This window comes from Micromonospora sp. NPDC048907 (genome assembly GCF_055586885.1).
In genome coordinates this window covers 866,418-887,935 of sequence record NZ_JBVJHI010000002.1, presented here as the reverse complement: position 1 = coordinate 887,935, position 21,518 = coordinate 866,418, and the positions used below count along the sequence as shown (strand labels likewise).

Genomic DNA, 21,518 nt, shown 5'->3' with positions numbered 1-21,518 from the left:
CCGTGCGAATATGGGCGACGTGACCCCCGCCAGCCTGCCCCCTATTCTGCTCGTTCTCGGCGACGAGGAGCTGCTCGCCACGCGAGCCGTCTCCGAAGCCGTCGCCCGGGCCCGCAGCGTCGACCCCGATGTGGACGTCCGGGAATACCAGGCCGGCTCGTTGGCGGTGGGGGAGATCGCCGAGATGCTCAGCCCGTCGCTGTTCGGCGGCCGCCGGGTGCTCGTGCTCCGCTCCGGGCAGGACGCCCGCAAGGACCTGGTCACCGCCCTGCTGGGGTACGCGAAGAACCCCGACCCGGAGGTGCAGCTCGTGGTGCTGCACCTGGGCGGCGCCAAGGGCAAGGCGTTCGCCGACGGGCTGCGAGCCGCGGGCGCGACAGTGGTGCCGGCCGCGAAGCTCAAGGGTCACCGGGAGCGGGTCGCCTTCGTCCGGGACGAGATCCGCCGCCTCGGCGGGAAGTGCACCGAGGACGCGGCCGAGGCGCTGATCGCGGCCGTCGGCACCGACCTGCGTGAGCTGGCCGCCGCCTGCTCCCAGCTCGTCGCCGACACCGACGGGCGGATCGGGGCGGACACGGTGTCCCGCTACTACCGGGGCCGGGTCGAGGTGACCGGCTTCACCGTGGCCGACGCGACGATGGTCGGCGACGTGCCCGCCGCCCTGGAGGCGCTGCGCTGGGCGCTGCACGTCGGTGTCGACCCGGTGCCGATCGCCGACGCGCTCGCCGACGGCGTGCGGACCGTGGCCCGGGTCGCCTCGGCCGGCCGGGGCAGCCCCTACCAGCTGGCGAGCAGCCTGGGCATGCCGGCGTGGAAGATCGAGCGGGCCCAGCGGCAGGGCCGGGGCTGGACGCCGGAGGGCCTGGTGGCGGCCATGCGGGCGGCCGCCGAGTGCAACGCGGCGGTCAAGGGCGGTGCCGACGACCGGGCGTACGCGCTGGAGCGGGCCGTGTTCTCCGTGGCCGCGGCGCGGCAGGGTGGCGGCCGGTGACCCGAACGTGGTCGACGGTCCCGGCGGACGAGGAGCGGTACCGGCCGCTCTACGCCCGGGTCCTCGGACTGCGTTTCGTCAACCCCGGCGGGGTGCTCTGCTTCCTCTTCTTCGAGGGCGCCGTGGCGCTGGCCGTGCTGCTCGCCCTCGCCGAGCTGGTCACCTGGTGGGCGGTGCTGCTGCTGCCGGCGGCGGTGGCCGTCATGGTGAAGCTCAACGACATGGTCGCCGAGGTGGTGATCCGCGGCGCGGCGCAGGTGCCGGAGCAGGAACGGGACCGCTTCCGCCGGCAGATGGAGCCCGTCATCGGGCGGGCGAGCGTGCCGTCCACCGCCCGCGCGCTGCCGGGCCGGGTGGCCGTGGCCGGCGACCCGACGATGCTGGCGGCGCACCCCGCCGACCAGCCGTTGCGGGCGGCGCGGCCCGGTGACGCTACCGGCGAGGCCGAGCGCCGGCCGGACCCGGGCCACCGCGACCCGTACCGCTGAACCGGCCCGGTCGTCGGTTGGCACACGGTGCCGGCCGTGGGCTGCGGAAACGCAGACGACCGGAAGCCCCGGGGCGGTGAACCCCGGGGCTTCCGGTGAGGTCTACGGCGTTCGTCAGGCCGAGAACGAGGCGACGCGCTGCGCGATCGCCGACTTCCGGTTGGCCGCCTGGTTGGCGTGGATGACACCCTTGCTGGCAGCCTTGTCCAGCTTGCGGGTGGCCTCACGCATCAGGGCGGTGGCCTTCTCGGTGTCGCCCGCCTCGGCAGCCTCGTTGAACTTCCGGATGGCGGTCTTCAGCGACGACTTGACCGACTTGTTACGCAGCCGGCGCTTCTCGTTCTGCCGGTTGCGCTTGATCTGGGACTTGATGTTCGCCACGCGACAGCCTCGTCTTGATAGCTCGGGTTGGTCTGCTTTCACGCACGGCGGACATGCGCCATCGCCGCGCGAAAAGCCAGGTTACCAGGTCGCCCGGGACGAGCCAAAACGCCTCCGGCGCCCCGGGCCGTCCGGCCTGCTCAACCCGGCCCGGCGCCCCGGCTGAGCCGCGCACCCGAGCCGCCCTGATCCTCCGCCATCCCGGCGAGGTGGGCAAAGGCCAGGACGCTCAGGTCCAGCCCTGGCGGGCGGCGAGCCAGCCGAGCGCCTGCTCGCCGCTCCAGCGCTGGTGGGCCTTGATATGCGGGGAGGCGGTGGACGGGCCGGCGGCGGCGCTGGTGAGGAAGTAGCCGGAGAGTGCGGCGAGGGTGACGTCCAGCGCGTCGGCCGGGGCGCCCGCCGCGGCCGGGTGGCCGGCGAAGGCGGCGTCCGCGTCGAGGCCGCTCGCGTGGGCGGTGATCAGCAGGCTGACCAGGTCGAACCAGGCCGGCCCGTGGCAGAGCCAGGTCCAGTCGCAGATCCAGGCGCGGCCGCCGGCGTCGAGCAGCACGTTGTCGACACGCAGGTCGCCGTGGGCCAGGCCGGGGGCCGCGTCGGCGTACCCGGGGAGGCGGGCCTCCAGCGCGGCCAGCTCGGGCAGCGGGGCCCAGGGCGGCAGCGCCGGTGCCGGCTCGCGGCCGGCGGCCACCTCGCCCCACCAGAGGATGTCGTCGCGGGCCAGGTCGGCGAGGCGCGGCAGGCCGAGCGCGACGAGGTCCGTGGGTGGCGCGGCGAGCGCGGTGGCCACCTCGGCGTACGCGGTGAGGGCGGCGTCCAGCTCGGTCGGGTCCCAGGGCAGCCGGGGGGTGTGCCCGTCGACCGCGTCCAGGGCGAGTGCGTACCAGCCGGCCTCGGTGAGCGCCCAGCGCGGGCGGGGGACCGGCAGGCCGGCGGGGAGGCGGGCCAGGACGGCGGCCTCGCGGGCGTACCAGTCGACCAGGTGCCGCTGCTCGGCCAGCGCCGCCGCCTTGACGAAGACCGGCTCGCCGGCCGGGCCGGTGAGCACGGCGGCGAAGCCGCGGGTGAAGCCCGCCCCGGCCGGGCGGACCGTCACCGGGGGGCCGCCGAGCCGGGCGGCCAGCGCGTCGCGCAGCCCGGCCGGCAGCGCGGCCCAGCCCGGCCGGTCGGCGGTCGCGTCGTACGGCACCGGGGGCAGGGAGATCGCGGGCACCCGCCCATGCTGCCGCACCGGGACGGCGGCGCGCTCCGCCAGGACGTCGGTGCGCTCTGCCAGACTGCGAGGCCATGAGGACCGAGGAGTTCTGGCAGTTGATCGACAGCGCCCGGGCCGGGGGCGGGGGCGAGCCCGCGGCGGTCGCCGCCCGCGCGGTCGCCCTGCTGGCTGAGCGGGACCCGGAGGAGATCGTCGGGTACGCCCACCACCAGCAGCGGGTGCTCGCCGCGTCGTACAAGGTCGACCTCTGGGGCGCGGCGTACCTGATCAACGGCGGCGCCTCGGACGACGGCTTCGAATACTTCCGGGGCTGGCTCATGACCCAGGGCCGGGCGGTGTTCGCCCGGGCGGTCGCCGAGCCGGATTCGCTGGCCGAGCTGCCGCAGGTCCGGGCCGCCGCGCTCAGCGGCGAGGAGTTCGAGTGCGAGGACATGCTGGCGGTGCCGTGGGAGGCGTACCGGAAGGCCACCGCGGCCGACCTGCCGGCGGACCGGGACCCGGTCCGGGCGCCGGACCTGAACGACTTCTGGGACTTCGACGACGAGGAGCAGGCGCGGCGGCACCTGCCGAAGCTCGCCGCCCTCTTCGTGGAGCCGCCCGAGGAGTGACGCCGGGGGAGCGCCGGGCGCGCCCCCGGCGACGTGGGAGCATAGAGGGGGCCGGCGGCGCGCCGGCCCGCTCACGTCAGCCGACCAGAACGGACAGCTGTGCCACCGACGCTCGATCCCGGCGCGAACGCTCCTGGTGCCACCGACCCGGCGCGCATCAGGAACTTCTGCATCATCGCCCACATCGACCACGGGAAGTCGACCCTGGCCGACCGGATGCTGCAGCTCACCGGCGTGGTCGACCCGCGGCAGATGCGCGCCCAGTACCTCGACCGGATGGACATCGAGCGCGAGCGCGGCATCACCATCAAGAGCCAGGCCGTCCGCATGCCGTGGACCATCCGGGAGGGCGACCGGACCGGCGAGTCCGCCGTGCTCAACATGATCGACACCCCGGGCCACGTGGACTTCACCTACGAGGTGTCCCGGTCGCTGGCGGCCTGCGAGGGCGCCATCCTGCTGGTCGACGCCGCCCAGGGCATCGAGGCGCAGACGCTGGCCAACCTCTACCTGGCGCTCGAGAACGACCTGCACATCATCCCGGTGCTCAACAAGATCGACCTGCCGGCGGCCCAGCCGGAGAAGTACGCCGAGGAGCTGGCCCACCTGATCGGCGGCGACCCGGCGGACTGCATCAAGGTCTCCGGCAAGACCGGTGAGGGCGTGCCGCACCTGCTCGACGAGATCGTCCGGCAGTTCGTGCCGCCGGTCGGCAACGCCGACGCCCCGGCCCGCGCCATGATCTTCGACTCGGTCTACGACGTCTACCGGGGCGTGGTCACCTACGTCCGGGTGATCGACGGGCTGATCAGCGCCCGGGACCGGATCAAGATGATGTCCACGGGCGCCGTCCACGAGCTGCTGGAGATCGGCGTCATCTCGCCGGAGATGGTGAAGGCCGACGCGCTCGGGGTCGGCGAGGTGGGCTACCTGATCACCGGTGTGAAGGACGTCCGCCAGTCCCGGGTCGGTGACACGGTCACCATCAACGCCAACCCGGCGAAGGAGGCCCTCGGCGGTTACAAGGACCCGAAGCCGATGGTCTACTCCGGCCTCTACCCGATCGACGGGTCCGACTACCCGAACCTCCGCGAGGCGCTGGACAAGCTCAAGCTCAACGACGCCGCCCTGGTGTACGAGCCGGAGACGTCGGGCGCGCTCGGCTTCGGCTTCCGCTGCGGCTTCCTCGGGCTGCTGCACCTGGAGATCATCCGGGAGCGGCTGGAGCGGGAGTTCAACCTCGACCTCATCTCCACGGCGCCGAACGTGGTCTACCGGGCCATCCAGGAGGACGGCCTGGAGATCGTGGTGACCAACCCGAGCGAGTACCCGACCGGCAAGATCGCCGAGGTGTACGAGCCGACGGTGCGGGCCACCGTGCTGACCCCGAACGACTACGTCGGCGCGGTGATGGAGCTGTGCCAGGGCCGCCGGGGCAGCCTGCTCGGCATGGACTATCTGTCCGCCGACCGGGTGGAGCTGCGGTACACCCTGCCGCTGGCCGAGATCATCTTCGACTTCTTCGACCAGCTCAAGAGCCGCACCAAGGGCTACGCCTCGCTGGACTACGAGCCCTCCGGCGAGCAGGCGTCCGACCTGGTCAAGGTCGACATCCTGCTGCACGGGGAGCCGGTGGACGCGTTCAGCGCGATCGTGCACAAGGACAAGGCGTACAACTACGGCACGACGATCGCGGCGAAGTTGCGCACGCTGATCCCGCGCCAGCAGTTCGAGGTGCCCATCCAGGCGGCCATCGGCAGCCGGGTGATCGCCCGGGAGACCATCCGCGCCATCCGCAAGGACGTGCTCGCCAAGTGCTACGGCGGTGACATCAGCCGGAAGCGCAAGCTGCTGGAGAAGCAGAAGGAGGGCAAGAAGCGGATGAAGATGGTGGGCCGGGTCGAGGTCCCCCAGGAGGCCTTCATCGCCGCGCTCTCCTCGGACTCCGGCGACGGCAAGGCCGCCGGCAAGAAGTAACGCCTCCGCGCCGCACGGCCGGTGTCCCGCACGAGCGGGGCGCCGGCCGTTCGCGTACCCGGAGATTTTTCCTCGGCCGGCGGACCCGCCGCGGAACCGCTCCCACCTGGGAGATGCCTGGGCGGCCGGAACCGACGCACGGCGGGCCGGAGGATGGCGCGGGGGGTGAGTCGGTTTGGTTTTTCGGCGGCTCGGGAACTTACCGGTCACGACAGGAACCACACAGATCGTGTGAAACTTCTTAGAAGGAGAAGACCGTGGACCTCACCGTCTGGGGCATCATCACCGCGCTCGTCGTTGGTCTGATCGTCGGCGCTCTGGGCCGCCTGGTCGTCCCGGGCCGCCAGAACATGCCGATGTGGCTGCACATGCTGATCGGCGTGGGCGCCGCGCTGCTGGGCACCGTCCTGGCCCGCGCGCTCGGCATCGCCACCGAGACCTCCGGCATCGACTGGATGGAGCTGCTGGTCCAGGTCGTGCTGGCCGCCATCGCCGTGGCCCTGGTGGCCGGGGTGGGTCGCCGTCGCAGCGTCTCGCGCTACTGACGCACACCCCCAGCGCCGCAGCGGGCGCCCGACCGGTCGGTCGGGCGCCCGCTGGCGTTCGTGCTCGGGAAAGGGAATTGAAGCCGGTCAGCCGCGAAGGGCTGGCCCGCCGGCGCTTCCCGCGCCCGGATCCGGCCAGGAAATCCCAGGTCAGAGCCGTTCGGAGCAATTCGTCACCGGAGTCGGTTTGGATTTTCGGCGGGTCGGGAACTTAGCGGTCACGACAGGAACCACACGACATCGTGTGACTCATTGACAGAGAAGGAGGGCGACCGTGGAGCTCACCGTTTGGGGCATCATCACCGCGCTCATCGTTGGTCTGATCGTCGGCGCTCTGGGCCGCCTGGTCGTCCCGGGCCGCCAGAACATGCCGATGTGGCTGCACATGCTGATCGGCGTCGGCGCCGCGCTGCTGGGCACGATCGTCGCCCGGGCGTCCGGCTTCGCCGACACGGCCGGCATCGACTGGCGGGAGCTGCTGCTGCAGGTCCTGTTCGCCGCCATCGCCGTGGCCGTGGTGGCCGGCGTGGGTCGCCGCCGCGGCGTCTCGCGCTACTGACCCCATCCCCCGAAGCGCGCCGGCGGGCGCCCGACCAATCGGTCGGGCGCCCGCCTTCGTCTCCGCGCTGAGCTGCCCGGACGGCACCCCTGCCGCCCGGGCGTCCGGCTGCGATACGGTCGCCTCGGCCGCCCGCCGCGGGTACCCCCTGTTGTAAAGGAAATTTTCCTACTAAGGTGCGGCGGAGAAGGTTAATGCCAAGCGCCCCGAGGGAGATATGGCGTGAACAGGTGGAAGCGGCTGGCCCCGGTCACCGCCATCGTGGCCTCGGCCGCGATGGTGCTCTCCGGGTGCGGTGGCTCGGGCGACGACGACAAGGCCGCCGACAACAGCAAGCTGACGGTCTGGATGATGGGTGAGGGCGGCGACGCCCAGACCAAGTTCCTCGACGGCGTCGAGGCGGAGTTCAAGAAGAAGCACCCCGAGACCGACGTCGTGGTGCAGTACATCCCCTGGCTCGAGGCGCCGAAGAAGTTCCAGGCCGCGCTCGCCGGCGGTGAGGGACCCGACGTCACCGAGCTGGGCAACACCGAGACCCAGGGCTGGGCGGCGCAGGAGGCCCTCGCCGACGTCACGGAGAAGTTCAACGGCTGGTCCGAGGGCAAGGACATCCTTCCCGACCTGGTGAAGAACGCCCAGTTCGACGGCAAGCAGTACGGCGTGCCCTGGTACGCGGGTGTGCGGGCCATCTACTACCGCACCGACTGGTTCGCCGAGGCGGGCGTGAAGCCGCCGACGACCTGGGACGAGCTGGTGTCCGCCGCGAAGACCGTCCAGGCCAAGAAGCCGGGCACCTACGGCATCGCCCTTCCGGGCAACTCCGAGCTGCCGTTCTACTCGTTCCTCTGGGCGGCCGGCGCGGAGATCGCCACCAAGGACGGCGACAGCTGGAAGTCCGGCTACAACACCCCCGAGGCGCAGAAGGCCGTCAAGTTCTGGACCGACCTGGTCACCGTGCACAAGGTGGCCCCGCCGGCCGCCGCCGCCTGGAACGAGGTCGACGCCCGCACCCAGTTCGCCACCGGCAAGGCCGCCATGGCGTTCGCCGGTAGCTGGCAGGGCGGCGCCATGAAGAAGGACAACCCCGACATCGAGAAGGTGTGGGGCACGTTCCCCATCCCGGGTCCGGACGGCAAGGCCGCCCCGGCCTTCGCCGGCGGTTCCGACATCGCCCTCTGGAAGGACAGCAACCGGCAGGCGCTGGCCTGGGACTACCTGACCGTCCTGCTCAGCAAGCAGAAGGACCAGGAGTTCGCCAGCAGCCTCGGCTTCTTCCCCGTCTACAAGGACCTGGTCAGCGGCGGCAACTACGCCAACGACAAGGTGATGGCCGCGTTCGCCACGGCCATGCAGAACACCAAGCTGACCCCGCTCACCCCGAAGTGGGTGGAGGTGAGCCGGACCAAGACGGTGACCCAGGCCATGAACAGCTCGGTCATCAAGGGCCAGAAGACGGTCGAGAAGGCCACCGCCGACGCGGCCACCGAGATGGAAAGCATCCTCAACGCCAAGTGACCACGCTGACCGAGGCCACCGGCGAAGCCGCCGCGCGGGAGACCCCCGCGCGGCGGCGCCGTCGCGTGGACCGCCTCCCGTACCTGCTGCTCCTGCCCTGTCTGGCGATCATCGCGGTGCTGCTGCTCTGGCCGCTCGGCCAGGTCGTGATGATGTCCTTCTACAAGCTGAACAGCGTCCGGCAGTTGCGGGGCGACCGCGAGTGGCCGTGGGTGGGCCTGGCCAACTACACCCAGATCCTCGGTGACCCGTTCTTCCGTACGGTGCTGCGCAACACCGTGCTCTTCGCCGTGGCCAACGTGGTGCTCACCATGATCCTCGGCACCCTGGTCGGGCTGCTGCTCAACCGGCTCGGCCGGAAGATGGCCACGTTCGTGGCCAGCTGCGTGATGCTGGCCTGGGCCACGCCGGCGCTCACCGGCACCATCGTCTGGAAGTGGATCTTCGACGACACCAGCGGCCTGGCCACCTGGCTGTTCAACAAACTCCCGGACGGGCTCTCCACGGCGCTGTTCGGGCGCAGCGACTGGACCGGCTACGGCTGGTTCAACGACCCGCTGCTCTTCTTCGCCATCCTGACCCTCGTGGTGGTCTGGCACTCGTTCCCGTTCATCGCGGTCAGCGTGCTGGCCGGCCTGAAGAGCGTGCCGAGTGAGCTCCAGGAGGCCGCCCGGGTGGACGGGGCCGGGCCCTGGCGCGTCTTCTGGTCGGTGACCTTCCCGATGTTGCGGCCGGTCTTCGGCATCCTCGTGGTGCTCTCCACGATCTGGGACTTCAAGGTCTTCACCCAGCAGTTCGTGCTGGCCGGCGGCACCCAGGACCGGTCGACGTTCATGCTGTCGATCTACTCCTACGCGGAGGCGTTCTCGCCGCCGCCCAAGTACGGGCTGGGCTCGGCGATCGCCGTCATCCTCACCCTGATCCTGCTGGTGGTGACCGGCGTGTACGTCCGTATGGTGCTGCGGCAGGAGGACGAGTCGTGAAGAAGATCGCCCTCAACGGCGCCGGCCTGCTGGTCGCGCTCTTCGCGGCCTTCCCGGTCTACTGGATGGTCGCCACCTCGCTGAAGCCCAACAAGGAGATCTTCTCGGCCACGCCGCGCCCGGTGCCGGCGGAGCCGACCCTGGAGCACTACCGGGAGATCCTCACCGGCAACCTCATCCCGGGCGTCTCCTTCACGGACTTCTTCCTGAACAGTGCGCTGGTCGCGGTGGCCACCGTCGTGCTGAGCGGGCTCGTCGCGCTGCTCGCCGCGACCGCGGTGGCCCGGTTCCGCTTCAAACTGCGCACCACCTTCCTGATCCTGCTGCTGGTGGTGCAGATGATCCCGCTGGAGGCGCTGGTCATCCCGCTGTTCCTGATGATCCAGCGGCTCGGGCTCTACAACACCCTGCCCAGCCTGATCCTGACCTACCTCGGCTTCTCGCTGCCGTTCGCGGTCTGGATGCTGCGCGGCTTCGTGGCCGCGGTGCCGAAGGAGTTGGAGGAGGCGGCGGCGATCGACGGGGCCAGCCGGGCCCAGACCTTCCGCAAGGTGCTCTTCCCGCTGGTCGCTCCCGGCCTGGTGGCGACGAGCATCTTCTCCTTCATCACCGCCTGGAACGAGCTGATCTTCGCGTTGACCTTCATCAACGACCAGCACCGGTACACGCTGCCGGTGGCGATGACGTTCTTCTTCGGTCGGGACGACACCGCCTGGGGTTCGGTGATGGCCGCCTCGACGCTGTTCACCCTGCCGGTGATCGTCTTCTTCCTGCTGGTCCAGCGCCGGATGGTCTCCGGCCTGGTCGCCGGGGCCGTCAAGGGCTGAGCGGTCCGCCGGGTGCCGGGGCGGAACTCGTTTTCCCGCACCCGTTGGCGGCACCTAGGCTGACCGCCATGACGGGCAGGCTGGCGGCGGTGAACCTCGGCGGTGTGACCGAGGCGGAGTGGGCGGGCGACCCGAGCGGTCGCAGCGGCATCGACAAGCGGCCGGTCGACGGCCGTGTGGAGATCCGATTCGCCGGCCTCACCGGTGACTTCATCGGCGAGCGGGCCCACCACGGCGGCCCCGACCAGGCGGTCTACGCGTACGCCGAGGAGGACGCCGGCTGGTGGGCCGGCGAGCTGGGCCGGGAGCTGCGGCCGGGCGCCTTCGGCGAGAACCTCACCACCTGGGCGGTGGACGTCACCGGGGCGGTGATCGGCGAGAGCTGGGCGATCGGCTCGGCCGTCCTCCAGGTCACCAAGCCGCGCACGCCGTGCCGCACCTTCGCCGGCTTCTGGGGCGTGCCCGATCTGATCAAGCGGTTCACCGTCCACGGCGCGCCCGGGGCGTACCTGCGGGTGCTGCGCGAGGGCGAGGTGGGCGCCGGCGATCCGGTCGAGGTGGTCGACCGGCCGGCGCACGGGGTGACGATCGGCGAGGTGTTCCGGGCGACCACCCTGGAGCCGGAGCTGCTGCCGCGCCTGCTCGACGTGCCGGGGCTGCCCGAGTCGGTGCGGGCCAAGGTCCGCCGCCGCCTCGGCGTCGCCGCCGGCTGACGAACCGGGCCGGCCGGGGGCGGGTCGGGTCAGGCCGCCGCGAAGACCTCGGCCAGCACCTGGCTGGCCGGGTCGCCCTTCACCTTGGCCCAGGTGCCCTGCTCGGCCGTCCACTCCAGGCCGCCGAAGCGCACCCGCTTCACCCCGTGGTCGTCGGCGTGCGAGACCAGCCAGTGGGCGTACCGCCAGCCGTTGCGGCTGTCGGCGGCCGGCACGGTCAGGCCGGTCAGGTCGGTGCCCGCGGTCAGCTCCGGCAGGCCCCAGTCCAGGGCCAGGCCCTGCATCAGCGCGCTGGCGGCGGCCGGGCCGCGCATCGTCGGCGTCGGGCCGACCGTGCAGGCCACCGCCCCGGTCGCGTCGCCGAGCAGGGCGCGGGTGAGCACCTGCGACTCGTCCGCCCACTTCTCGTACGCCTCGGGGTAGGCCGACCGCTGCACCCGCTGGGCGGCCTCGGTCACCCGCAGCTTCTCCCAGCCCCTGACCTTCTTCAGCGCGGCGTAGAACTTCTTGGCCGCGTAGCGCGGGTCGCGGATCTCCTCGGGGGTGCCCCAGCCCTGACTCGGGCGCTGCTGGAACAGGCCGACCGAGTCGCGGTCCCCGTGGGCGATGTTGCGCAGGTGCGACTCCTGGTAGGCCGTCGCCAGCGCCACGACCACGGCCCGCTCGGGCATCCCGCGCTGCACGCCGATCGCCGCGATGGTGGCCGCGTTGGCCATCTGGTCGGCGCCGAGCACGACCTCACCGTCGGCCTGGACGGTGCAGGTGCGGCTGGCCGTCGGCAGCCGCAGGTGGTGCCCGAACTGCTTCGCGACGAACCACACGCCGAGCAGCGCCAGCACCGCCACCACCACACCCGATGCCACGATCGCCGCTCGCGTTCGCACCCGCACCCCCAGTCCCGACAGCCCGCCAAGCGTACGTCGCCCACTCCCGTCCCCGGGTCGGCCGACCGGACGCCTCCCGCTGCGTCACCGCCCCGGCACGCCCCGCGTCCGGGGGTCTCCCGGCCTCAGTCTCCGGCGGGGACCCAGGCCGCGGGCCGCTTCTCCCGGAACGCGAGGACGCCCTCCCGGCCCTCCTCGGAGAGGAAGTACCCCGTGGAGAGCGCGGCCAACTCGGCGATCTCGGCCCGCAGGTCGGTGGCGGCCGGCCGGCGCAGCAGCTCCTTGGTGCCGGCGAGCGCCTTCGGCGCGCCCTTCACGAGCGAGGCGCGGTAGCGCGCCACCGCGTCGTCCAGCTCGTCCGCCGGCACGGCGGCGGTGACCAGGCCGATCTCGGCGGCGCGCCGGCCGTCGAAGGTGTCGCCGGTCAGGTACAGCTCGGCGGCGGCCCGGGGGTGCAGCCGGGGCAGCACGGTCGCCGAGATCACCGCCGGGATCACCCCGATCCGGACCTCGGTGAAGGCGAACGTCGCCTCCTCGGCGCAGACCGCCAGGTCCGCGGCGGCGATCAGGCCCAGCCCGCCGGCCCGCGCCGGCCCGGCCACCCGCGCCAGCACCGGCTTCGGGCACTCCCGGACCGCGACCAGCACGTCGCCCAGCATCCCGGCCGGCACGTTCCCGCTGGCGTACGCGGCGGCGGTCTCCTTCAGGTCGGCCCCGGAGCAGAACACCGGGCCGGTGTGGTCCAGCACGATCGCCCGGACCGCGTCGTCGGCGACCGCCGCGGCCAGCCCGGACAGCAGCTCGGTCATCAGCGGGGTGGAGAGCGCGTTGCGGTTGTGCGGGCTGTCCAGGGTGAGGGTGGTCACCCCACGGGCCGTGGCGACCCGCACGAGAGCGTCCGGAGAGGTCATGCCGGGCACACTAGTGGCCATGCCCGGCGTCCTTCCAGAAGGCGAACCCGTCCCGCGCGACGGGGCGCTGCCCGCTGCCGCCCGCCGCTCCGTCGGCGCGCGCGGCTTCGGCGTGTACGTGCACGTCCCGTTCTGCGCCAGCCGGTGCGGCTACTGCGACTTCAACACCTACACGGCGGCCGAGCTGGGCGGCGGGGGCAGCCGCGAGACGTACGCCGACACCGTGCTGGCCGAGCTGGCCCTCGCCGGCCGGGTGCTGGGCGACACCCCGCCGCCCCGGGTGGACACCGTCTTCGTGGGCGGCGGCACGCCCACCCTGCTCCCCGCCGACGACCTGGCCCGGATCCTCGACGGCATCGACCGCACCTGGGGGCTGGCCGCCGGCGCCGAGGTGACCACCGAGGCCAACCCCGAGACGGTCACCCCGGAGTCGCTCAAGACGCTGCGGGCCGCCGGCTACACCCGGATCTCGCTGGGGATGCAGTCCGCGGCGCCCGGGGTGCTGGCGATCCTCGACCGGCAGCACAGCGCCGGCCGGGCCACCGCCGCCGCGCTGGAGGCGCGGGACGCCGGGTTCGAGCACGTGAACCTGGACCTGATCTACGGCACGCCGGGGGAGTCGGCCGAGGACTTCGCCGCCTCGCTGGACCAGGTGGTCGCGGCGGGGGTGGACCACGTCAGCGCGTACGCCCTCATCGTGGAGGACGGCACCCGGCTGGCCGCCCGGATGCGCCGCGGCGAGCTGCCGTACCCCAGTGACGACGTGGCGGCGGACCGCTACCTCGCCGCGGAGGCGGCCCTCGCGGCGGCCGGCTTCTCCTGGTACGAGGTCTCCAACTGGGCCCGCTCCGACGCGGCCCGGTGCCGGCACAACCTGCTCTACTGGACGGGCGCCGACTGGTGGGGTCTCGGCCCGGGGGCGCACAGCCACGTCGGCGGGGTGCGCTGGTGGAACGTCAAGCACCCGACCGCGTACGCCCAGCGGCTGGCCGCCGGGGAGTCGCCCGGCCTGGCCCGGGAGGTGCTCACGCCGGACGAGGCGCACATGGAGGACGTGATGCTGCGGCTGCGGCTCGCCGACGGGCTGCCCCTGTCCGGGCTCGACGAGGCGGGCCGGGCGGGCGCCGAGCGGGCCCGGGCCGGCGGCCTGCTGGACGACGGCGCGTACGCCGCCGGGCAGGCGGTGCTCACCCTGCGGGGCCGGCTGCTCGCCGACGCGGTCGTCCGCGACCTGCTGCCCTGACCGGACCCGGCCGGCCCGGAGGCCGACCGGGTCGGGGTCACTTGATCAGGTTGGCCGACATCGGGTAGCGGTAGAACTGCCCCTCGTTGGCCTTCACGCCGGCCAGGATGCCGAACACCACGCCGATGATGACGGCCGCGCCGACGGCGAGGAACCCGATGAGGATGCAGCTCAGGATCCAGCCGACGACGCCCACGATCGACCACACCAGCTGGAAGTTGAGCGCCGCGACCGCGTGCTGGCGGACGGTCGGGGACTGGTTGCCGCGGGCCAGCATGGCGACCAGTGGCGGAAGCCACCCCAGCACGCCGCCGCTGACGAACATGGCCGCCGCCCCGCCGAAGTGCGCGACGAGCGCCCAGGTCTTGTCGTCGGTGTTGGCGTAGCCGGCGGGCGGCCCGTAGGAGCCGCCGCCCGGGTAGCCGCCGCCCGGCGGGGGATAGCCGCCGGGGGGTGGGTAGCCGCCCGACGGCGGCTGTCCGCCGGGAGGCGGGGGATAGCCACCGGGCGGGGGATAGCCGCTCCCCGCCGGTGCCCCGGACAGTGGTGCGGTGGGTGGTTCGCCGGCCGGCGACGAGCCGTACGGTGCCGACGGCGGGGTCGGCTCCGGCGGCGGTGCGCCGGAGTCCCCCGCTCCGGGAGGGCGAGGAGGTTCAGTCATGGACGTCACGGTAGGTCCCGGAGGCAAGGGCGCACCAGAGCGACATCGCCCGGGATGTCCGGCTGTTCGGCCGTGGCGGGCCGGGTGTGCGGCGGGCCGCACCGGAGGTACGTCGCTGATCATCGCGTCGGCGGGTCGGCCGACGTAGACTGGCACTCGCTACAGTCGAGTGCCAGACGCCCGGCGGACGCCGCGCGCCGGGGCGGACGAGGTGCGTCAGGAGGTGGGGAGATGGGTCTCGACGACCGCAAGCTCGCCGTGCTGCGCGCGATCGTCGAGGACTACGTCGCCACGCAGGAGCCGGTCGGCAGCAAGGCCCTGGTCGAGCGCCACCAGATGGGCGTCTCCCCGGCGACCGTCCGCAACGACATGGCGGTGCTGGAGGAGGAGGGCTACATCCGGCAGCCGCACACCAGCGCCGGCCGGGTGCCCACCGACCGCGGCTACCGGCTGTTCGTCGACCGGCTCTCCCGGGTCAAGCCGCTCAGCCCGGCCGAGCGCCGGGCGATCGAGCGCTTCCTGGTCGGCGCGGTCGACCTGGACGACGTGGTGCACCGCACCGTCCGGCTGCTGGCCCAGCTCACCCGGCAGGTCGCCGTCGTGCAGTACCCGAGCCTGGCCCGCTCCAAGGTGCGTCACCTGGAACTGGTGCCGATCTCCACCACCCGGCTGATGGTCGTCATGATCGCCGACACCGGCCGGGTCGAGCAGCGGCTGGTCGAGATGCCCGGGCCCGTCGCCGCCGAGGAGGTGACCGACCTGCGCCGGCTGGTGAACGAGAAGCTGGTCGGCAGCCGCCTCTCCGACACCCCGCCGCTGGTGCAGGCCCTCGTCGACGAGTCGACCCCGCAGCTGCGCCCGGCCATGGCCACGCTCTCCAGCGTCCTGCTGGAGACGCTGGTCGAGCGGCACGAGGAGCGCATCGCGCTGGCCGGCACGGCCAACCTGACCCGCGGCGGCCTGCTCGACTTCCAGGGTTCGCTGCGCCCGATCCTCGAGGCGCTCGAGGAGGAGGTCGTGCTGCTCAAGCTGATCGGGGAGGCCGAGCCGAGCACCACCCGGGTGCTCATCGGCGACGAGAACGAGATCGACAACCTGCGTGCCGCCTCGGTGGTCAGCACCGGGTACGGCCCGGGCAGCACGATCGTGGGCGGTCTCGGCGTGCTCGGCCCGACCCGGATGGACTACCCCGGCACCATCGCCACGGTGAGGGCCGTGGCACGCTACGTGGGCGAGCTGCTGGCCCAGAACTGACCAGTCAGGACCGACGGCCGGCTCCGGCCGCCGACCGGCGCAACGCGAGACGAACATGAGGACACCGAACGCAGTGGCCAGGGACTACTACGGCATTCTCGGCGTGAGCCGGGACGCCTCCGACGACGAGATCAAGCGCGCCTACCGCAAGCTGGCGCGGCAGTTCCACCCGGACGTCAATCCGGACCCGGAGGCACAGGAGAAGTTCAAGGACATCAACGCCGCGTACGAGGTCCTCTCGGACGATCGGAAACGGCAGATCGTCGACCTGGGCGGCGACCCGCTCGCCCCGGGCGGCGGGGGCGCGGGTCCGGGTGGTCCGGGCGGCGCCGGCCCGTTCGTCGGCTTCCAGGACATCATGGACGCCTTCTTCGGCGGGGCGGCGGGCGGCAGCCGCGGCCCGCGGCCGCGCACCCGGCCGGGCGCCGACGCGATCCTGCGGCTGGAGCTGGACCTGAACGAGACGGCGTTCGGCGTCGAGGCGCCGATCACCGTCGACACGGCCGTGCTCTGCACCACCTGCTCCGGCGCGGGCACCGCGGCCGGCACCCACCTGGCCACCTGCGAGGCGTGCGGCGGCCGGGGCGAGGTGCAGTCGGTGCAGCGGACCTTCCTCGGCCAGGTGGTCTCCGCCCGGCCGTGCACGGTCTGCCAGGGCTACGGCACCACCATCCCGCACCCCTGCCCGACCTGCGCGGGTGACGGCCGGGTGCGCACGCGGCGCTCGCTCACCGTCAAGATCCCGGCGGGCGTCGAGGACGGCATGCGGATCCGGCTGGCCCAGCAGGGCGAGGTGGGTCCGGGCGGCGGCACCGCCGGCGACCTCTACGTGGAGATCCACGAGCGGCCGCACGACGTCTACTCCCGCAAGGGCGACGACCTGCACTGCCGGGTCACCGTGCCGATGACCGCGGCCGCGCTCGGCACCCGGCTGACCATCAAGACCCTGGACAGCGAGGAGACGGTCGACGTCAAGGCGGGCACGCAGCCGGGCAGCACGCTGCGGCTGCGCGCCCGGGGCGTGCCGCACCTGCGCGGCACCGGCCGGGGGGATCTCTACGTCCACCTGGACGTGCGGACCCCGACCAAGCTCGACGCCGACCAGGAGCGGATGCTGCGCGACTTCGCCAAAACCCGCGGCGAGGAGGTCGCGGAGCTGACCAAGCAGGGCGGCTTCTTCTCCCGGATGCGCGACGCCTTCAACGGGCACGCCTGAGGTGTCGGCGCCGCTGTTCCTGGTCGAGGCGCTGCCCACCGGTGACACGCTGACGCTGGACGGCCCCGAGGGGCACCACGCGGCCACCGTGCAGCGGCTGCGCGTCGGCGAGGAGCTGCTGCTCACCGACGGGCGGGGCGGCACGGCCGGCGCCGTGGTCACGGCCGTCGGCAAGGGCACCCTCGACCTCCGGGTCACCTCCCGGGGGTACGAGGACGCGTCCCTGCCCCGGCTGGTCGTGGTGCAGGGCATCGCCAAGGGTGACCGGGGCGAGCTGGCGGTGCAGGCGATGACCGAGGTCGGCGTGGACGAGATCGTTCCCTGGGCGGCGTCCCGCTCGGTGACCCAGTGGCGCGGGGAGCGGGGCGTACGCGCACGGGAGAAGTGGGCGGCCACCGCCCGGGAGGCGGCCAAACAGGCCCGCCGCCCGTGGCTGCCGGTGGTGGCCGGCACGCCCGACGAGTCCACCACCACGGTGGCCCGGCGGATCTCCGGCGCGGCGGCCGCGTTCGTCCTGCACGAGGAGGCCGACGAGCGGCTGACCACCGCCGTCCTGCCCGACACCGGGGAGATCGTCCTGGTGGTCGGCCCCGAGGGCGGCATCGCCCCGACCGAGCTGGCCGCCTTCACCGCGGCCGGCGCCCGCCCGGTCCGCCTGGGCCCGTCGGTCCTCCGCACGTCGACGGCCGGGGTGGCCGCGCTCAGCGTGTTGTCCGCCCGCCTGGACCGCTGGTAGACCGGCCGGGGGCTCCGCCGGGCGGGGGTCAGCTGCGCAGGTAGGAGGCGCCGTTGAGGTCGATGATGGTGCCGGAGGCCCATTCGGCATCGGGACTGGCCAGCCAGTGCACGGCCGCCGCGATCTCCTCCGGGCGGGCCACCCGGTGGAACGGGGACTGGGCCCGGACGGCGTCGCCGCGGGGGCTCTTCAGGTGCTCGTTGGTCATGTCGGTCTCGACGAAGCCGGGGGCCACGCAGGCCACCCCGATGCCGTAGGGCGCCAGGGCCACCGCGAGGGACTGCGCCATCGCGTTCATCCCCGCCTTGCTGGCCCCGTACGCCGGGTTGGCCGGCTCGCCCCGGAACGCGCCCCGGGAGGAGACGTTGACGATCCGCCCGCCCCGCTCGCGCATGTGCTGGGCGGCGCACCAGGCGGCGTTCGCCGCACCGAACAGGTTGGTGTCCAGCACCTCGCGCCACCGCTGCCGCCACTGCTCGTAGCTGCTCTCGAAGACCGGGTGCGGCGGGTCGGCCGGCCCGAACACCCCGGCGTTGTTGACCAGGACGTCGAGGCCGCCCAGGCGCCGCGCCGCCTCGTCCACCATGGCCCGGACCGCCTCCGGGTCGGCGAGGTCGGCGCGGACCACCACGTGCCCCTCGCCGGGCAGTTCGGCGCGCAGCGCCTCGGCCAGCTCCGCGGAGTCCCGGTGGTGGACGGCCACCCGGTCCCCGCCCTCCGCGAACGCCCGCGCCACCGCGCGGCCGATGCCGCGCGAGGCCCCCGTCACCAGTACCGCCCGAGAAGTCACGCGGCACATCATGCCTGACCCGGTACGGGACGCCTTACCATGCCCCGATGGGAACCGACTGCCTGTTCTGCCGGATCGTCACCGGGGAGATCCCGGCCACCATCGTCCGCGAGACCGCCACCACGCTGGCGTTCCGGGACATCGACCCGAAGGCGCCCACCCACGTGCTGGTGATCCCAAAGGAGCACTACGCGGACGTGGCCACCCTGGCCCAGGGTGACCCGGGGCTGGCCGGTGAGCTGCTGGGCACCGCCGCCGTGGTGGCCGAGGAGGAGGGGCTGACCGTGGACGGCTTCCGGCTCATGTTCAACACCGGCCCGTACGGCGGCCAGGAGGTCTTCCACGTGCACGCGCACCTGCTCGGCGGCGTGCCGCTCGGCCCGATGCTCTGCCGCTGACGCACTGCCTAGACTGCCCTCATGATCACGGTGCAGGACCGGCTCGGCCGGATGGTGCGGCAGGCGCAGGCCCACGGGCGGATCCCGGCGGTCTCGGCCGCCCTGCACCGGGCCGACCGGCCGCTCTGGACCTGCGCGGTCGGCGGGACCGGCAACGACACCGCGCTCGGGCCGGAGTCGGTCTTCCGGATCGGTTCGGTCACCAAGACCTTCACGGCGGTGCTGGTCATGCAGTGCCGCGACGACGGGCTCCTCGACCTGGACGACCCGATCGGGCGGCACCTCGACCTGCCGGCGCACGGCGAGCTGACCGTCCGCCGGCTGTTGTCGCACACCGCGGGCCTGCAGCGCGAGCCGCACGGCGACGTCTGGGACAGCCTCCGCGCGCCCGACGTGAGCGAGTTGCTCGCCGACCTGGCCCGGGTGGAGCGGGTGCTGCCCAGCGGCCGGCGGTACCACTACTCGAACCTGGGCCTGGCCCTGCTCGGCGAGGCGGTCGCCCGGCTGCGCGGCGGCACCTGGGCCGAGGTGCTGGCCGAGCGGGTGCTCGCCCCGCTCGGGCTGACCGCCACCGGCCCCACGCCGGGCGACCGGGCGGCGACCGGGTTCCTGGTCGACGCGTACTCCGACGAGGCCCGTCCGGAGCCCCCGACCGACTTCGGCGCGGTGGCCCCCGCCGCGCAGCTCTGGAGCACCGCGCCGGACATGGCCCGCTGGGCCGCCTTCCTGGCCGACCCGGCCGCGCTGGACCCGGCGGGCGCGGTGCTCGCGCCGGCCACCCTCGACGAGATGCGCTGGCCGCTCACCACCACCGACGAGACGCTCTGGGCGGGCGGCTTCGGTCTCGGGCTGATCCTGGTGCCGCAGCCGGAGCGGGTGATGCACGTGGGGCACGACGGGGCCATGCCCGGTTTCCTGGCCGCCGTCTACGGCCGGCGCGGCGGGGACGGCACGGCCGGCGCGATGGGCTGCGCGGTGCTCGGTTCGTCCGGCACCGGCGTGGAGGTCTTCGACCTGCCGCACCGGCTGCTCGCCGCCGCCGCCGAGCACGACCCGGCCGACGTCGAGCCGTGGCGGCCCGGCGCGCCCGCCCCGGAGCACCTGCGTGGCCTGCTCGGCCGGTGGTGGGGCGAGGGCTTCGAGTACGTCTTCTCCTGGCACGACGGGGCGCTGCGGGCCCGGGGCGCGGACGACCCGGCGGGCAAGCCGCCCGCGGTGTTCGCCCCGGTGCCGGACCGGCCGGACGTGTTCCGCACGGTCGCCGGCCGGGAGGTGGGCGAGCTGCTCCGGCTGACCCGGGACGAGCGCGGCGCGGTGGTGCGCATGCACTGGGCCACCTACCGCTTCACCCGGCACCAGGAGACCTTCGAGGGGTACGACTTCCGCGCCGGGAGCTGATCTCCCGGCACCGGCGGAGGGTCTGTTCCGCCGGCTGGCGCCGGACGGAAATGGGCGCGGTGCCGCGGGTGTTGACCCGATACGATGGGAGTCACGACCGCCGCGCCAGCAGGGCCCGGCGCCGAGTTCGAGAGCAGGTGGCGTAGGGCCCGTCGGCCCGACCTATGACCGGCACCCCACCTCCCGGCCCGCCCCGGGTGCAGACCAGGATCACGGTCCCCGACCAGAAGATCATGGTGAACCTGCTCGGCGCGGGCGACGAGATCCTGCGGCTCGTCGAACGCTCGGTCAACAGTGACGTCCACGTGCGGGGCAACGAGATCACCATCACCGGCGCGCCCGCCGACAACGCCCTCGCCGAGCGCCTCTTCAGTGAGCTGCTCGAACTGATCGAGAAAGGCGAGACCCTGACCACTGACGCAGTCCGGCGTACCGTCGGGATGCTCGAGCAGGGCGGCGCCGAGCGGCCCGCCGAGGTCCTGACGCTCAACATCCTCTCCCGGCGCGGGCGCACCATCCGTCCCAAGACCCTGGGTCAGAAGCGCTACGTCGACGCGATCGACGCGCACACCATCGTCTTCGGCATCGGGCCGGCGGGCACGGGCAAGACCTACCTGGCCATGGCGAAGGCCGTCCAGGCGCTCCAGGCCAAGCAGGTCAACCGGATCATCCTGACCCGGCCGGCGGTCGAGGCGGGCGAGCGGCTGGGCTTCCTGCCCGGCACCCTGAACGAGAAGATCGACCCCTACCTGCGCCCGCTCTACGACGCGCTGCACGACATGCTCGACCCGGAGTCGATCCCGAAGCTGATGGCCGCCGGCACCATCGAGGTGGCGCCGCTGGCGTACATGCGGGGCCGCACCCTCAACGACGCGTTCATCATCCTGGACGAGGCGCAGAACACCACGCCCGAGCAGATGAAGATGTTCCTCACCCGGCTCGGGTTCAACTCCAAGATCGTGGTCACGGGTGACGTCACCCAGGTCGACCTGCCCGGCGGGACGACGAGCGGCCTGCGGGTGGTCCGGGAGATCCTGGGCAACGTCGAGGACGTGCACTTCGCCCAGCTCTCCAGCTCCGACGTGGTACGCCACAAGCTGGTGGGCGAGATCGTCGACGCGTACGCCCGCTGGGACGCCGAGCGGGAGAACCAGCAGGCGCAGAGCGTGCACGCCGTGCCCGGGCGGACCGCCCAGGGCGGCCGGGCCGGCCGACGCCGCTAATCCG

23 protein-coding genes are annotated in these 21,518 nt (G+C 73.1%); 17 read left to right on the top strand and 6 right to left on the bottom strand.

The genetic code is table 11. The features are described from left to right. Nucleotides 1-10 precede the first annotated feature (10 nt). Both holA and ACZ6PY_RS09260 read left to right on the top strand, forming a co-directional pair. Nucleotides 11-991, top strand: coding sequence for a DNA polymerase III subunit delta (gene holA / locus ACZ6PY_RS09265; protein WP_466070669.1), 981 nt, complete (start codon nt 11-13; stop codon nt 989-991). Beyond that, nucleotides 988-1,479 carry a hypothetical protein gene (locus tag ACZ6PY_RS09260; RefSeq protein ID WP_466070667.1) on the top strand — a complete coding sequence of 164 codons (492 nt, stop codon included), beginning with the start codon at nt 988-990 and terminating at the stop codon, nt 1,477-1,479. Before holA ends, ACZ6PY_RS09260 begins: the two co-directional genes overlap by 4 nt. 114 nt (nt 1,480-1,593) lie before the next feature. On the opposite strand, the gene rpsT is transcribed toward ACZ6PY_RS09260, so the two are convergent. Next, complete coding sequence (gene rpsT / locus ACZ6PY_RS09255) at nt 1,594-1,860, bottom strand: 30S ribosomal protein S20 (protein ID WP_189198073.1); 267 nt, start codon at nt 1,858-1,860, stop codon at nt 1,594-1,596. Between the two features lie 229 nt (nt 1,861-2,089). Next, nucleotides 2,090-3,070, bottom strand: a complete 981-nt coding sequence (locus ACZ6PY_RS09250) for a phosphotransferase family protein (RefSeq protein WP_466070665.1) — start codon at nt 3,068-3,070, stop codon at nt 2,090-2,092. 74 nt (nt 3,071-3,144) lie between these two features. Here ACZ6PY_RS09250 and ACZ6PY_RS09245 point away from each other — a divergent pair, with 74 nt between their 5' ends. The 8 genes from ACZ6PY_RS09245 to ACZ6PY_RS09210 all read left to right on the top strand — a co-directional run bounded on the left by ACZ6PY_RS09245 (nt 3,145) and on the right by ACZ6PY_RS09210 (nt 10,800). After that, entirely contained in the window at nt 3,145-3,681 is a 537-nt protein-coding gene (locus ACZ6PY_RS09245; RefSeq protein WP_466070663.1) for a DUF4240 domain-containing protein, read from the top strand. 99 nt (nt 3,682-3,780) lie between these two features. Further along, nucleotides 3,781-5,658, top strand: a complete 1,878-nt coding sequence (gene lepA, locus ACZ6PY_RS09240; RefSeq protein WP_466070662.1) for a translation elongation factor 4 — start codon at nt 3,781-3,783, stop codon at nt 5,656-5,658. 257 nt (nt 5,659-5,915) lie between these two features. Continuing rightward, nucleotides 5,916-6,203, top strand: a complete 288-nt coding sequence (locus tag ACZ6PY_RS09235) for a GlsB/YeaQ/YmgE family stress response membrane protein (protein ID WP_151464918.1) — start codon at nt 5,916-5,918, stop codon at nt 6,201-6,203. Between the two features lie 274 nt (nt 6,204-6,477). After that, the gene (locus tag ACZ6PY_RS09230) at nt 6,478-6,762 is read left to right on the top strand and encodes a GlsB/YeaQ/YmgE family stress response membrane protein (protein ID WP_387116670.1); all 285 of its coding nucleotides are present in this window, start codon (nt 6,478-6,480) and stop codon (nt 6,760-6,762) included. A gap of 222 nt (nt 6,763-6,984) precedes the next feature. Further along, a complete protein-coding gene (locus tag ACZ6PY_RS09225) occupies nt 6,985-8,277 on the top strand; it encodes a sugar ABC transporter substrate-binding protein (protein ID WP_466070660.1) in 1,293 nt (430 codons plus the stop codon). Continuing rightward, nucleotides 8,274-9,260 carry a carbohydrate ABC transporter permease gene (locus ACZ6PY_RS09220; protein ID WP_262282049.1) on the top strand — a complete coding sequence of 329 codons (987 nt, stop codon included), beginning with the start codon at nt 8,274-8,276 and terminating at the stop codon, nt 9,258-9,260. The genes ACZ6PY_RS09225 and ACZ6PY_RS09220 overlap by 4 nt, the downstream gene beginning before the upstream one ends. Beyond that, nucleotides 9,257-10,087, top strand: a complete 831-nt coding sequence (locus ACZ6PY_RS09215) for a carbohydrate ABC transporter permease (protein WP_262282050.1) — start codon at nt 9,257-9,259, stop codon at nt 10,085-10,087. The genes ACZ6PY_RS09220 and ACZ6PY_RS09215 overlap by 4 nt, the downstream gene beginning before the upstream one ends. 68 nt (nt 10,088-10,155) lie before the next feature. Next, nucleotides 10,156-10,800, top strand: coding sequence for an MOSC domain-containing protein (locus ACZ6PY_RS09210; protein WP_466070658.1), 645 nt, complete (start codon nt 10,156-10,158; stop codon nt 10,798-10,800). 29 nt (nt 10,801-10,829) lie between these two features. On the opposite strand, the gene ACZ6PY_RS09205 is transcribed toward ACZ6PY_RS09210, so the two are convergent. Together ACZ6PY_RS09205 and ACZ6PY_RS09200 are read right to left on the bottom strand one after the other, a co-directional pair. Next, the gene (locus ACZ6PY_RS09205; RefSeq protein WP_466070657.1) at nt 10,830-11,690 is read right to left on the bottom strand and encodes a hypothetical protein; all 861 of its coding nucleotides are present in this window, start codon (nt 11,688-11,690) and stop codon (nt 10,830-10,832) included. Nucleotides 11,691-11,809: 119 nt separating this feature from the next. Then, nucleotides 11,810-12,595, bottom strand: a complete 786-nt coding sequence (locus ACZ6PY_RS09200) for an enoyl-CoA hydratase-related protein (RefSeq protein WP_466070655.1) — start codon at nt 12,593-12,595, stop codon at nt 11,810-11,812. 19 nt (nt 12,596-12,614) lie between these two features. On the opposite strand from ACZ6PY_RS09200, the gene hemW reads away from it, so the two are divergent. Beyond that, nucleotides 12,615-13,838: a radical SAM family heme chaperone HemW gene (gene hemW / locus ACZ6PY_RS09195; RefSeq protein WP_466070653.1), complete on the top strand. Its 1,224-nt coding sequence runs from the start codon at nt 12,615-12,617 to the stop codon at nt 13,836-13,838. Nucleotides 13,839-13,875: 37 nt separating this feature from the next. On the opposite strand, the gene ACZ6PY_RS09190 is transcribed toward hemW, so the two are convergent. Further along, the gene (locus ACZ6PY_RS09190) at nt 13,876-14,499 is read right to left on the bottom strand and encodes a DUF4870 domain-containing protein (RefSeq protein WP_466070651.1); all 624 of its coding nucleotides are present in this window, start codon (nt 14,497-14,499) and stop codon (nt 13,876-13,878) included. A 231-nt stretch (nt 14,500-14,730) separates the two neighbouring features. Between ACZ6PY_RS09190 and hrcA the strand changes: the two genes are divergently transcribed. From hrcA to ACZ6PY_RS09175, 3 genes are all read left to right on the top strand, one after another. Beyond that, a complete protein-coding gene (gene hrcA / locus ACZ6PY_RS09185) occupies nt 14,731-15,753 on the top strand; it encodes a heat-inducible transcriptional repressor HrcA (RefSeq protein WP_466070649.1) in 1,023 nt (340 codons plus the stop codon). Nucleotides 15,754-15,826: 73 nt separating this feature from the next. After that, nucleotides 15,827-16,969 (top strand): molecular chaperone DnaJ, encoded by a 1,143-nt coding sequence (dnaJ, locus tag ACZ6PY_RS09180; RefSeq protein ID WP_192579915.1) that lies wholly within the window; start codon nt 15,827-15,829, stop codon nt 16,967-16,969. Nucleotide 16,970: 1 nt separating this feature from the next. Further along, nucleotides 16,971-17,705 (top strand): 16S rRNA (uracil(1498)-N(3))-methyltransferase, encoded by a 735-nt coding sequence (locus tag ACZ6PY_RS09175; RefSeq protein ID WP_466070648.1) that lies wholly within the window; start codon nt 16,971-16,973, stop codon nt 17,703-17,705. A 28-nt stretch (nt 17,706-17,733) separates the two neighbouring features. Here ACZ6PY_RS09175 and ACZ6PY_RS09170 read toward each other — a convergent pair whose 3' ends face one another. Further along, nucleotides 17,734-18,495, bottom strand: coding sequence for an SDR family NAD(P)-dependent oxidoreductase (locus tag ACZ6PY_RS09170; RefSeq protein ID WP_466070646.1), 762 nt, complete (start codon nt 18,493-18,495; stop codon nt 17,734-17,736). Between the two features lie 47 nt (nt 18,496-18,542). On the opposite strand from ACZ6PY_RS09170, the gene ACZ6PY_RS09165 reads away from it, so the two are divergent. The 3 genes from ACZ6PY_RS09165 to ACZ6PY_RS09155 all read left to right on the top strand — a co-directional run bounded on the left by ACZ6PY_RS09165 (nt 18,543) and on the right by ACZ6PY_RS09155 (nt 21,514). After that, on the top strand, nt 18,543-18,893 hold the full coding sequence (locus ACZ6PY_RS09165; RefSeq protein WP_466070644.1) for a histidine triad nucleotide-binding protein: 351 nt from the start codon (nt 18,543-18,545) through the stop codon (nt 18,891-18,893). A 21-nt stretch (nt 18,894-18,914) separates the two neighbouring features. Next, the gene (locus ACZ6PY_RS09160; RefSeq protein ID WP_466070642.1) at nt 18,915-20,291 is read left to right on the top strand and encodes a serine hydrolase domain-containing protein; all 1,377 of its coding nucleotides are present in this window, start codon (nt 18,915-18,917) and stop codon (nt 20,289-20,291) included. Between the two features lie 164 nt (nt 20,292-20,455). After that, complete coding sequence (locus ACZ6PY_RS09155; protein ID WP_313718705.1) at nt 20,456-21,514, top strand: PhoH family protein; 1,059 nt, start codon at nt 20,456-20,458, stop codon at nt 21,512-21,514. Nucleotides 21,515-21,518 lie beyond the last annotated feature (4 nt).